The sequence below is a fragment of the Enterococcus sp. E5-37 genome (assembly GCF_035726925.1).
Classification (GTDB): domain Bacteria; phylum Bacillota; class Bacilli; order Lactobacillales; family Enterococcaceae; genus Enterococcus_B; species Enterococcus_B faecium.
In genome coordinates this window covers 94,306-107,977 of record NZ_JAPMLG010000006.1, presented here as the reverse complement: position 1 = coordinate 107,977, position 13,672 = coordinate 94,306, and the positions used below count along the sequence as shown (strand labels likewise).

Genomic DNA, 13,672 nt, shown 5'->3' with positions numbered 1-13,672 from the left:
TCATTTCTTTCCTCCAGCCTAGCGATAAATTTTCTCTTGTGAAAAGTCGATTTCTGCTAATGAACTAATATTTTCATCTTCATCTAGTCCTTGAGATGACATCTTATCAAATAAGATTTTGATTGTTTGAAGTAAGATCTTCAAATCTAATAGTAATGAATATTTTTTGATATACAACAAATCAAAACGTAGTTTGCTGTTATAATCTGATACATATTTTCCATATACTTGTGCATATCCGGTAATTCCCGCACGTACATTGTGTCTTAGATAATAATAAGGATTTTCTTCATTGAACTGATCAACGAAAAATGGTCTTTCTGGCCTTGGACCGACAATCGACATATCGCCTTTCAATACATTAAAGATTTGAGGTAATTCGTCAAAACGTACGGCACGGATAAATTTACCTACTGGTGTCACACGTGCATCGTTACTTTTAGCCAAGACTGGTCCTGATTTTGCTTCAGCTGTCGCACTCATGGAACGGAATTTATAGATTGAAAATTCCTTTTGATTTTTCGTAATACGTACTTGTTTATAGATGATTGGTCCAGGTGAAGTTGTTTTTACCAAAATCGCTGTGATTAGCATAAAAGGTGAGGCGAGGATCAGTAAAATAAGCGAAACGATGATGTCAAAGAGACGCTTAAATAGTTCGTATTCTGGTTGGATTCTGAAACCAGAAGCTTCAATGATGCTTTCATCTTCAAAATTCATAATATTCGGATTTATCATTGTCAGATTCTCAAAAGTCGTATTTAAAAATAACTTTTTCTCTTTTTTAGTCACTAATTGATAAATGTTGATTTTTTCATCTTCTGGGATTTTAGAAGCCAAATAGACGATATCCATATCATCGATCAATTTTTTTGTGTTTTCGTAATAATTATCGATTGCCACTGCCTCAACCTTATGTTTATTGTTTTTCTTAGATTGAAAATTTTGGATAGCTGGTGCGACATCTTTCTCCAAACCTACGATAAGGACTTTCTTATCACGACTGACTCTTAAGTACAGTTTGTAAACAACTATCCGGTAAACACTAAGTAATATCGTACCTAGGATAAACGAGATCAAAATGACGCCACGCGGAAATGCAAACCATCGGCCAGCAAAAGTAACTACCATGATCCCCAATGCCATTAGTACTTGTCCAATAACAGTAATGAAGACAATATCGCTGATCATTCGGTTATAGAATACATAAGCCCCTAACAAAATATTCAACGCAATAAAGATGATGGAAATAAAAATTGCTGAATGCTGAAAGGTCTCTAAGTTTCTCACTGGTACTTCTCCCTGGAATTTCAGCAAAAAACTAAGATAGATCGACACATTTAATACAAGTACATCCATAAGAATAATGAATATTCTGCGTGCCGCATTCCACTCCCCATTTTTATTCATATATACACTCCTAACCATAAAATAATGCCTCTATCATCTTACCATAGCAAAGTTTAAAAACCTAGTGAATAACCAAATTGTAAAGGAAATTAAAAGAAACGGGGAAAAGCGACTATTGTCTGTTTATATGTGTATTTCTGCATAACAGCAAGTTGTCACAGAAGTCCCATCACTTCCTTTATGCTGAACTAGTATTCTCCTGCTAATTCCTTATTCACAAGTTACAATATTCATATAATTAAATTAAAAGAACTGTATTTTCATTTTTATTAATGAAAATACAGTTCTTTTAATCAATCAGGTCTCAACGAAAAATCGCCGATTCCTTCTTTAGTTAGATTATCGTTATAAAATGGGTCATGAGCAATATAAGAAGGCCACTTATCTTGCATTTTTTTGATTTCCCCAGCAAAACGTCTTTGTTTTTCTGGTGTATCTTCATAACCTCTTGATTTAGATTCGAAATGGTACAATTCTGCCTGATGTGCATAGACATTGTAACGACCTAGCTCATAAACTTTCAAGCATAAGTCAACATCGTTGAATGCTACTTCTAATGTTTCATCAAACCCGTTAACAGCATTGAAATCAATTGCTTTGACCATCATGCAGGCTGCAGTGACTGCTAAGTAATTGACATCGATCACCAATCGGCCAAAGTAACCACAATGTGTTCGATCATAGTTATTCAATGCATGTCCTGCAACACCACCGATCCCTAATAATACACCTGCATGCTGCGTTGTATCATCCGGATAAAATAATTTTGCTCCTACACAGCCGATTCGATCAAACTGTGCATAAGAAACCATCGCTGTCATCCAGTCAGGTTCAATCACTTCTGTATCGTTATTCAAGAATAAAAAGTATTTGCCGTTTGCTTTTTTCGCTGCCAGATTGTTGATACGTGAATAATTGAATGGAATGTCAATTAATTCGACGATAAATCGGTCTTTCAGCTGATGCTTGTATTCTGCAAATAATTCTTGCATTTTAGGATCTGTACTTCCATTATCTGCAATAATGATTTCATAATTTGGATAAGACGTTTTTTCGATGATCGAATCCACACAAGTTTTTAGATCTTCATAGCCATTCTTAGTTGGAATGATCACACTGACCAAGTCTTCTTGCAAAACATCATAAGTGATTTCATAAAAACCAGAAATTCTGCCAGGATGTACGCTTCCCTTGATATTTCTTCTAGATAGAGCATCTGTCAATGCTTTCACTCCAGAATCATAGATGTAGCTTTTAGCTTCTCCATTACTTGCAGTTGATCCCGGGATCGTCCGCCAGTGATACAAGACACGGTCAATGTGGTAAATGTGTTCTGCAGGAATTTGTTCTGTCACACGAAGAACCAAATCATAATCTTGAGAGCCTTCATATCCTTTACGGAAACCGCCAAGTTCTTTAACAATCCTTGTCCGATATACGCCTAAGTGAGAGATATAATTATTTCCCATCAATGTATCGGGAGACCAGTCTGCTTTGAAGTGCGGGTCAAAGCGATTCCCATCTGCATCGATTTTATCTTCGTCACTGTAGATCAAATCCAGTTCTGGATGTACGTTTAGCACTTTTGCCACTTCATATAATGCAAATGGGGGTAATTCGTCATCATTATCTAAGAGCGCTATAAACTCTCCTTCTGCCATTTCCAATGCAGAATTAGTTGCCAGACTGATGTGTCCATTTTCTTGTCGGAAAACGACTTTGATTCTATCATCTTTTGCTTGATAGAATTCCAGACACTTTCGGATAGCTGGATCAGTAGAAGCATCATCACTGATACATAGTTCCCAGTGATCATACGTTTGATCAAGTACCGAATCAATGCATTTTTCGAGCCATTTGATTTCAACGTTATAGACAGGCATAAGTATGGAAATCAATGGGCGGTAGGCAAATCCTTGTACTTCTTTCCTTTGCTCTTTCAGATCAGGTTTCTCATGACGACTGATCCACTCTGCATAGTCGATCGATCCTGGTTTCAATTCCAGTTTGACCCGGCGGATTGCTTTTTTTACGCCATGAGTCCTTGCATAATTTATCCCTTTTTTCAGTAATCTTTTTTTTCTTTCCCATGAAGATTCAATGCCGTCATCATAAGGATATTTACCGTTTAATTTCACAGCTATGCCATTTTGATGTCTTGCTGTTTGGAAGTCTAAGATTGCTTTTCCTCTCATTTTCCCTGATAAACGTACCTTAAAACCGCTTTGGGTCTTAACATCAAGATTATATAAATGATTGATATCCAATCTTACGACATGTGTTGCTTCAGCAATCACATTTTCTTTTTCTACCTTTATCGTAGGGATTTCTTTGGTCACTTCATCAATTGCCCAGCCCACAATAAGCAAATCGCCAGTGGCCCGTTCACGAGTGATTTGATCGATAAATACGGCAATTTCTTTTTTTTGCACGATTCGTTTACTCCTTATCTTTATAAGTTAATCATTATTTACATTTCAATGATCCATGATTGACCATTTTGAGCCACTGCTTCCACTAAGAATGAACGTTCCTTCTCGCAAAGGATCCGCAGTTCAAATCCTGCTTTTGCTCCTTCAGCTAGCTGTTTTGCTTGATTGACTTCTTCTCGAAAAACAGGAATTGCTTCAAAAAATGGTGATTGGTCGGCTGATAACTTATAGGACAATGGTTGGCGATCCGAATTAGCGATTCCCCACCCGATGATTTTCAATATCTTTGTTTCTGCATCCCAGATTTTTTCGTCAATACATAGAGAAAGCTCTTTTTCTTGGATTTTTTTCGATGTTTCTTTCTTACGTCGCCCTAATCTATGTTTGATTGTCCATTCATCACTTTCCAACAACGTGCAATAGCGATTTATGGTTGTTTTCAACGTCTGATCTAATCTTGTATTATTCTCAATAAAATGATGATTTTCTCTTTCTAATTCATCATTTTTCTCAGAAAGCTGCTTTGTAACTTCAGCCATTGGACGGATCGTTTCCAGCAATTCTTTCATTGTTGGTGTCAATTCTCCGATAAAACGATAGTGACAATGGATAGTCACTTCTTTCCCTGCAATATCCGTTAAAAAGAACTCTGGTAAATCTTTACCATCAAACAAATAACAATCATTTACTGTTTTGACTACAGCATTTGAATTGATAAATGTGAGTTTTTCTCCAGCAGCTTCCGCGCTGAATTCGATAAAGCTAGGTTGCTGCGCGAAGCGAAACACCATTCGTTCTGCTAATTCTGATACATGGAAACTTAGTGTCTCATTTTCCCCTGTGAAATTATTGAATGGTATTTGTTGAATTATTTCATCTTGTTTCGTTTGCTGGATTACTTCTAATACTTTCACATAATTAGAATTTTGCGGCTGCGCAATGGAACTTTGTGCTACTGGATGTTTCATCAATGAGAAAAAGTATTGGTAGACTTCGCCAAATGGTCGCATTTTGAAATCATAACGTACAGCTTCCGGCAATTCTTCATAAGTTGATTTTAATTCTGTATCACCTACAGCTAAGTACAAATAATCTTCAATATTGATGTATAATCCTGCTTTTTCAAAAACTTTTTGGAAGCCATCATGAGTATAAAAAGAATTATGGGTTTCATCTAGCAAACCATAAGAAGCCCATGGCAATTGATTATTGAACAAATCAATCATGACAGAATTATGCGCCAAGTTAGGGAATGTAATCAGGATCTCTCCTTCTTCATTCAAAAATTTTCTAACTTTCTTCAACGTTTTTCCAGGATCTACCAAATGTTCTAAAACATCGGCAAACAAAACGTAATCAAATGTTTGTCCAGCATAATAGTTTGCCCATTCAAAACTTTCGATATCTCCATAAAATCCATCTTGGGCAAACTCGCTGACAAAATCGAACAATTCCTTATCTAGCTCGACAATGCTCACTTCACATTGTTTTGCTCCGATCAAATGTTTCGTTAATCGGCCGTTTCCAGGACCAAACTCTAAAACTTTACTTCCTGGTTTGATCTGTGCGGCAATTTTTCCCACACTGCTTTGTTCATCTAGGTCCATTTCAAAATCATATTTCATTGCTATGAGTCCCTTCTTCCCATTTATGGTCTAAGACCACGATGCCTTCTCCGATATAAGAACCGCTGACAAACAAGTTCATGTATTTTGTCTTGTATACCAAAGGAACCGTTGCATTTTCTTCAAAGACCGCAACGTCAAAATAATATTCACCAGCTAACAAACCTAACTTTTCATACTCCAGATAAAAGATATTCTCACCTTTTTTCCAAGGGATCTTGATACCATCTAGTAGAGTATTGAGTCCACACACATAAAAATTGTCGACTGTACGCAGAGCAATTCCTAAAACTGGATTTTTTATTGTATCGTCTTTTACTTCATAGGTTACTTTAACGTATAGTTTTTCTCCTTGTTCCAGCATATCCACTGGATTTTTATCTTTATCCAACAATTCGGCTTTCGTCACGTCTACGATATCTGGAGCTGCGAAGCGTTCTACTTGGTTTTTATTTCGATCTACTGTTTTAACTGATTTTTTCTTCAAAAAGTTTTCGTAATTCGTCGTTACTTCCATCGTATCACCATATTCGACAACTTCTCCATTTTTCAACCAATAGGAACGATCACAAAAACGGCGAATCGAACTAATATCATGAGAAACGAATAAAATCGTTTTTCCCGAGTTCTTAATTTCTGTAAATTTTTCCATACATTTCAGTTGGAATTCAAGATCTCCTACTGCCAATGCTTCATCCACAATCAAAATATCAGGATTCACATTGATCGCTACAGCAAAAGCTAGACGAACGAACATCCCACTTGAATAGGTTTTTACAGGTTGATAAATATGGTCGCCAATATCAGCAAATTCAATGATATCATCGACCATTTCATCGACTTCTTCTCTTGAAAATCCTAGAACCATTCCATTTAAATAGATATTTTCATAGCCAGAATACTCAGGATTGAATCCTGATCCTAGTTCTAGCAAAGCTGAGATTTTTCCTTCGATTTCCATCGTGCCGGATGTTGGTGTCAGTACTCCCGTAATGATTTTCAACATTGTAGATTTTCCCGATCCGTTTTCTCCCACGAAACCGATCATCTCACCTTTTTTTATTTCTACATTCACGTTTTTCAACGCATAAAATACATCATGATAGGATTTCTTAAAAGGATTAAGTGCTTCACGAAATCGATCCGAAGGTTTTGCGTACATATTATAAGATTTTGTGATATCTTTTAGTCTAATTGCATATTCTGTCATAGCTATTCTCCTTACAGCACATCTGAAAAATGTGGTTTCAATCTACGGAACACTGCAGAGCCGATTACGAACATTACTAACGTGAAAACCCAGAAATACAAAGTATATGTTCCATGCTCCCAGAACCAAGCTTCACTTAAAAATGACTCACGATAACCTTGAACAACATAGTACAGCGGATTTAATTTCAATATGCTTACAAGACCTGAATCAAATTGATTAGGACTCCATAATATCGGTAATGTCCACATGATCAACTGCAAAACGATCGTAATCAATTGCATGATGTCTGGTAAAAATGGTTGGATGGATGCTGTCAGCCAAGTCAATCCTGTCAAGAAAGCACACATGCAAAATAAATAATAAATCAGCTGTAAAGACATGGCTGAAGGATATATACCATTTATAAGTGCGACAGCTATGCCAATCAGAATGAAGAATAAATGGGTGTACAGATTGGATAGGATTTTCGTCGTGGGCAAGATACGAATATTGAATACGACTTTCTTTACTAAATAAGTATATTCCCGAAAAACAACCGTAGTTGATGCAAATGCATCTGAGAAGAAGAACCAGGGAATCATCCCGGTAACTAAATATACGATAAATGGGTATTTTGCATCGATCATTTGTGCTTTCAGTCCAACACCAAATACCAGCCAATAAATCAATACAGTAAATAGCGGATTGATAAACGCCCATAAGATTCCTAAAAACGATCCTGCATATCTTGATTTGAAGTCATTGATCGAAAACTGTAGCAGTAATTTTCTGTTCTGATAAATGTCCTTCATAAATAAATACAAATCTTTAAACATTTGTGTTCCTCCAAGCGATTTTCAGTGAATTACAGTCAAGTGCCATTTTACCATATTTTTGGTACCGAGCTGCGTTCTTATTTCTTTCTTAATTTTCTAAGATACAAGATTTTCTCTAACGTTTCTATTTTACAGAAGATGCTAGACAATTGCAATAAACCAAAAAAGACTGCGACGGTTGTCACAGCCTCTCTCGTATTTTGTGCCTATCAATGATAGCGTTGGATCCTGGAAGAATGAGCGCTATCTGGTTGTTCCTCATAAGATGTATCATCATGAGTCATATCGTCATATGCCTCTTCCATAACATAGAATTCCTCCGCAACTTCTGGTTCATCATAACGATGAACGGACATAGCCAACAGGATATAAATAATCGGAACCCATGGGTATGAAGTCAATGTATCCTCCATAAATGACTGCATCATCACCGCAAAAAAGGCCCAGATAAAAGTCACCTGCCCGTTGGATAAATCTGCTTTCAACGTTAAGCGACCAATAAAAAGGATAAGCAGCAAAGCAGCAATCCCAAATCCTATCAATCCATAGATATTCAAAATAGAATTATAACTATTGTGGTTTCCTAAAAATTGGTTTCCTCGTTGGAAGATGAATGTTTTCATACCTAGTAAAACTTGCTCAGATTTTTCTCCTAGCGTCTGATAGAATTTATGCCAAATATCTTCTCGACCGGTAAACAAATTGACTTTTTCGGAAACAGCGGCTAGATAAGAAATCGGTAAAGCCAAAAGAATCGTAGCCGTATAGGCAATAAACGGTGCACGAATGACACGCATCAATGATTTAGGTAAAAGATCCAATATCGCAAAAACAAGCAACGCGACTAATGCGCCTCTTGATTGGCAGACCCAAATACCTAAAAAGGCTGCAACGACTGCTATCCCACCGATGATTCGAACATACCATCGTTCAAAAGAACTGGCAAATCCACTGATCAATAAAGCAAGAGTCATCAAAGAACTTCCGATTGTATTCGTATTGATCCAAATATCAGAAAGTGTATTACCCGGAGCCCAGATACTTTGTCCTTTTGGTACTTGGATCTCTGTAAATACACGATATAAAGTGATTCCAAGAAAGACCGAAAAGACAATCAGATAAATACCGCGATCCCATTTTGTCCACTCGATCCATTTAATTACTAAACAAAATAAAATAATCAAAGGAAACAGCAAATCACCAAATAAAGACTCATTTCTTAATTCCCGAAAGTAAGAAAAGAAAATGAAAAGGGCAAGCGCAATACCTAGATAAAGAAAATCGGCACCTTTTGCTTTATAAATATTTAAAATGAGCAAAATAGTCACACTAAAAGCGATAAGTAATGAACTATTGTTATATATAAACAAAGTTGCTGGAAAACCTAACCCCGCTGTCCAAACAAAAAAGACTAGCGTCAGCAACAAAAGCAAGAAACCGACACTCATTTTGTTGACAAATTTTTGTACGATTGCTTGAATTATCTCCACTCTCCTTTCTACTAATATTTCAGGATTATTCTCAGCTAGCCTATTACTGTACGACTAGCTGATTTTCCTGAGTTTGTGTTTGTGGTACATCTGGATAATCCGGATATTCTACTTTAAAAATCATATAACCGTCTTTATCCGGTCCATATAGCTGCGTGAACTGCGCTTCATATAATTGGTTGTAATCAGTTAATGGTCGTTTACTGATCACATAGTCGATCCCTAATTTTTTTGCGTCTTCAAAATTCAACGTGACCGAAAACATATCTGGACGATCTAAAATGAACTTTGTGTCTTCCTTAGCGATAAAAGCTCTTGTATGAGCATACCGATTATAATACTTCTCGTATTCTTCTTTCGGATCGATTTTCTTCCATGCAGCTATATCTGGATAAAAGCGTACTGTATTGAAGGATTTCACTCCCAATGTTGGGGTGAAGTTATATAATTCATCTTCAGACAACCAAACTTTACCAGGATCTTGTTGATCGATTTTTTGGATTTCTTTTGCCAGTGTTTTTTCAAAAATCGCTCCTGTACCTTCTACGACTGGATTGACGAAAAAGCCAGATACGATAACTAAGGCGGCAAAAGCGAGGTAAAACAAGCGTCTCCAGCCAAATAATGCAAAAGCTAAAATCACTGTTCCCAACACAGCAACTGCGATGGTTTCAAAATCCGAAAAATAATTATCCATTTTCGAATGCGTAATCGCATAGAAATAAGACCATGCATTTACTGCCAACAAAATGAATTTATACCAAATAGGAATAACATCTTCTCTCCAAATATAAGCGATAAACCAGATCGATAATAAACAAGCCGCAAAACTAAAAGTAAGGATGGCTCTTAATGGAGGAACATAAGACAGCAGAGTGATTTCTGCTAGCCATTTTGGCAACCCAACGGTAATCCAAAAGATAGAAAACAGACAAAAAATCATCAAAATACGTCCCAGTAACTTTTGTTCGCTATCTTTTTTGCCAAATAACACAAATGGACTTGCTAGGAATACAGTTGGAAAAAAGTGATAGAACAGGGCCACTTCAGAGTTATTCGAATAGTTAATATCTTCAAAAGGAATTTTCCAATTTGTAAGGAAAGAAAAAAATTCGCCAATCGTCCACTTTCCTCCAGTACTTACCCGTTTTCCTGGATATAAGGTATTCAAAGAAGCTAACAATGCGTCTTTTGACGTTAGCCAGAAATGAACCATGACTCCGCCAATAAATAAAACTGCCCCTCCAATCAACACTACATCCAACAGATCCCATGAAACTTTCTTGCTGTAGTAAATAAGCAGGCCAACAAAATAAAAAATCAGCAAGTACGCCAGCATCACTTGATGGGCTGGGTAAATCACTAAAATAAACCCAATACCGAAAATAACCACCAAAAGCATCATCAACGTTCGTAGCCATTTTTTATCATGATTGTAGAAATAATGATAAAAAGCAGTCATCAGTCCCAAAGTAAAGAAAATCAAATCGCCCACATGTTGCATGAACCACCACTGGACTGCTGGAGAAAATGTCAGCGCAAATGCACCGATTAGCGATAGAGCTTTTTTTCTCTTCGTTAATATCATCAGTACTTCGAATCCAAGCAAGACCATGACGACTAATTTCATCGCCCAATAAAAGGAAAGTCCTCGATCTCTTCCGAGGAAAAAGAATCCCCAGTTGAATGGTTTTCCGATAACCGTAATATCCTTTACAGGAGAATTATACGCAATGATCATGTTTTGTCCGTTTAATGAATAATCCTCGTTCACCAACGGAAAGTCCTCTTCAGCTTGTGAGAGGTAAAAAGGTGTCTGCACCAGCCATTCGTCTGACCGCACTTCCCGATTCTGTCCAAAAATCACATCAGTTTTTTTCCCATCGTCTCTTTGCGACACATATTTATCCCAAACACCAAGTGAACTTCCGTTTAAATTAAAAGTAACGATGACCACGATGACTAAAACGCCAATAAGATAGCGGAGTTTTAGAAACAGGTCAAGCACCAAATTCGAATCTGCCTGGTTCGCTTTTGGCTTTTCTTTTCGTCGTGCACTTCTTGTTTGTTTTTCCATATCATGCTCCAAATTCTATTTGATAAAAAGGAAATTACTTATTCATTTTTTTGGCAGCTTCCAGCATTTGCGCAAGTGCTTCTTGCCAAGTTGGTATGACAAATCCTAACGCTTCTGTCTTTTTCAGGCTCATGACTGAATACTGCGGACGTGTTGCTTTTTGCGGAAATTCTTCTGACGTAACAGGTGCAACTTCTACATCTGTATCTTTCAATATTTCTTTTGCGAATTCATACCAAGAACAGCTATTTTCGTTCGACAAATGATAAATACCAAATGGTGCTTTTTCTTCGATGACATATACCATAAATTCTGCCAAAGTACGTGTCCAAGTTGGTCGCCCAAACTGGTCATTTACTACAGTCAGTTTGTCGCGGGTTTCCGCTAGGCGTTGCATCGTGAAGACGAAATTGTGTCCATAGATCCCGAAAACCCAAGAAGTTCGTATGATATAATAGTCTTCTAAAATCTCTTCTACTGCTTTTTCGCCTAATAATTTCGTACGACCATATTCATTTAGTGGATTCGTTTGGTCGTCTACTTCGTATTCTACATTTTTGTTTTTTCCATCGAAAACATAGTCTGTACTGATATAGACGAATTGAGCATTCACAGCTTTTGCTGCAAGTGCTACATTTCTTGTACCATCAACATTGATCTTCTCATCTAATTCTTTTGCTTCTTCTTCTGCTTTATCTACTGCTGTGTAAGCTGCACAATGGAAAATAACATCAGGTTTTAATTCTGTGATGTAAGCCATTGTTTTCTCGGCATCTGTGATATCCAAGTCTTTTGCATCTGTTGAAACATATGGCAGATTTTTTTCATCTAATAAATGGCGCAATTCTGTACCTAGTTGCCCATTTCCTCCAGTTAATAAAAACATATGATTATCCGCTCCTTAATTTTTATTTTAAAAAAGAGACAGGCGAGCGCCTGCCTCACATGTGTTTTTCCATTAATACAGTGACATTTTCTCTGTATTATTGTCCATTTTTGGCATATGCTGCTTCAACGGCCTCTTTTTCTTTTTTCCACCAATCTTCATGTTCTTCGTACCATTTGATCGTGTCAGCCAACCCATCACGGAAGTTCGTAAACTCAGGCTTCCATCCTAACTCTTCCCGTAATTTTGTCGAATCGATTGCATAACGCAAGTCGTGTCCTGCACGGTCGTTTACATGGTCGTACGCATCTTTTGGTTGACCCATCATTTCTAAGATCAATTCCATCACGGTCTTATTATCTTCTTCACCGTCTGCACCGATAAGATAGGTTTCCCCAATTCTGCCTTTCGTCAAAATCAGCCACACTGCTGAAGAATGATCATTTGTATGGATCCAGTCACGAACATTCTTTCCTTCGCCATATAATTTTGGACGAATACCGCTTAAGATATTCGTTACTTGGCGAGGAATAAATTTTTCAATATGCTGATAAGGACCATAGTTGTTTGAACAGTTTGAAATGGTTGCACGTAAGCCAAAAGAACGCACCCATGCTTTTACTAACAGATCTGAACCAGCTTTTGTAGAAGAATATGGACTTGAAGGATTATATGGTGTTTCCGCAGTGAATTTTTCTCCTTCGCCTTCCCCATGTCCTGGCAGGTCTTCACGTAATGGAAGATCGCCGTAAACCTCGTCAGTAGATACGTGATGATAGCGTACATCATACTTGCGGCAAGCTTCTAAAAGTGTATACGTACCAATGATATTCGTTTGTACAAATGGGAAAGGATCTTTTAATGAATTATCGTTATGGGATTCTGCCGCGTAATGAACAACTGCGTCCGCTTCTTTTACTAGACGGTCCACTAATTCTGCATCTGCAACATCTCCTACGACCAATTCTACGCGATCGCTAGGAAGTCCAGCCAAGTTCTCTTTGTTTCCTGCATAAGTTAGTTTATCCAAAACAGTGACATGCACTTCTGGATGATTGTTTACCACGTAATGAACGAAATTAGAGCCGATGAATCCGGCACCTCCGGTAACAATGATGTTTTTCATAAGAAAATTTCTCCTTAATTCTTAGATTTCTCCGTAAACAAATGGATTTTCTGCTTCAAATTCTTTTAATGTCGGATGACGGTGATCTTTTTCCGACATAATCGCTCTTGATGGATCAATTGGCCAATCAATCGCTAAATCTGGATCATCAAATGCGATGCCCCCATCTGCTTCTGCATTATAGTAATTATCACACTTATAAAGGAAGTTCACATTTGGTGTCAAAGTAACGAATCCATGGGCATATCCTTTAGGTACAAGCAACTGTCGATGATTATGTTCAGATAAGATAAATCCGTCCCATTGACCATAAGTCGGGCTACCTTTGCGGATATCCACTACTACATCTAAAACTGCTCCAGTGACTACCCGAATCAATTTTGTCTGTGCAGCTTCTCCTTTTTGGAAATGAAGCCCCCGAAGGACACCAGCTTCAGCTGATAGTGAATGGTTGTCTTGAACAAAGTCATATTTCAATCCATGTTCTGCAAATTTTGCTTTTGAATAACTTTCTGTGAAGAAACCGCGATGATCGCCAAAGACGTCCATTTCTACGATTTTGACATCTGTTAATTTTGTATCTGTTACTTTCATCTGT

The 13,672-nt window shown here is 37.3% G+C and carries 10 protein-coding genes; all 10 read right to left on the bottom strand.

The window, feature by feature from the left end:
* Positions 1–18 precede the first annotated feature (18 nt).
* Positions 19–1,410, bottom strand: a complete 1,392-nt coding sequence (locus OS138_RS06820) for a sugar transferase (RefSeq protein ID WP_104884934.1) — start codon at positions 1,408–1,410, stop codon at positions 19–21.
* Positions 1,411–1,703: 293 nt separating this feature from the next.
* Complete coding sequence (locus OS138_RS06815; RefSeq protein WP_104884962.1) at positions 1,704–3,842, bottom strand: glycosyltransferase family 2 protein; 2,139 nt, start codon at positions 3,840–3,842, stop codon at positions 1,704–1,706.
* Between the two features lie 38 nt (positions 3,843–3,880).
* The gene (locus OS138_RS06810) at positions 3,881–5,467 is read right to left on the bottom strand and encodes a class I SAM-dependent methyltransferase (RefSeq protein WP_104884961.1); all 1,587 of its coding nucleotides are present in this window, start codon (positions 5,465–5,467) and stop codon (positions 3,881–3,883) included.
* Positions 5,457–6,677: an ABC transporter ATP-binding protein gene (locus OS138_RS06805; protein WP_002289079.1), complete on the bottom strand. Its 1,221-nt coding sequence runs from the start codon at positions 6,675–6,677 to the stop codon at positions 5,457–5,459. Before OS138_RS06805 ends, OS138_RS06810 begins: the two co-directional genes overlap by 11 nt.
* Positions 6,678–6,688: 11 nt before the next feature.
* Positions 6,689–7,495: an ABC transporter permease gene (locus OS138_RS06800; RefSeq protein ID WP_002289081.1), complete on the bottom strand. Its 807-nt coding sequence runs from the start codon at positions 7,493–7,495 to the stop codon at positions 6,689–6,691.
* A gap of 209 nt (positions 7,496–7,704) precedes the next feature.
* Positions 7,705–8,985: an EpaQ family protein gene (locus OS138_RS06795; protein ID WP_104884960.1), complete on the bottom strand. Its 1,281-nt coding sequence runs from the start codon at positions 8,983–8,985 to the stop codon at positions 7,705–7,707.
* A gap of 43 nt (positions 8,986–9,028) precedes the next feature.
* Complete coding sequence (locus OS138_RS06790; protein ID WP_104884959.1) at positions 9,029–11,062, bottom strand: DUF7657 domain-containing protein; 2,034 nt, start codon at positions 11,060–11,062, stop codon at positions 9,029–9,031.
* A 34-nt stretch (positions 11,063–11,096) separates the two neighbouring features.
* The gene (gene rfbD, locus OS138_RS06785) at positions 11,097–11,948 is read right to left on the bottom strand and encodes a dTDP-4-dehydrorhamnose reductase (protein ID WP_002294531.1); all 852 of its coding nucleotides are present in this window, start codon (positions 11,946–11,948) and stop codon (positions 11,097–11,099) included.
* 97 nt (positions 11,949–12,045) lie between these two features.
* Positions 12,046–13,074 (bottom strand): dTDP-glucose 4,6-dehydratase, encoded by a 1,029-nt coding sequence (gene rfbB, locus OS138_RS06780; protein WP_002294532.1) that lies wholly within the window; start codon positions 13,072–13,074, stop codon positions 12,046–12,048.
* A gap of 21 nt (positions 13,075–13,095) precedes the next feature.
* Positions 13,096–13,668 carry a dTDP-4-dehydrorhamnose 3,5-epimerase gene (rfbC, locus tag OS138_RS06775; RefSeq protein ID WP_002286442.1) on the bottom strand — a complete coding sequence of 191 codons (573 nt, stop codon included), beginning with the start codon at positions 13,666–13,668 and terminating at the stop codon, positions 13,096–13,098.
* Between the last annotated feature and the right edge of the window lie 4 nt (positions 13,669–13,672).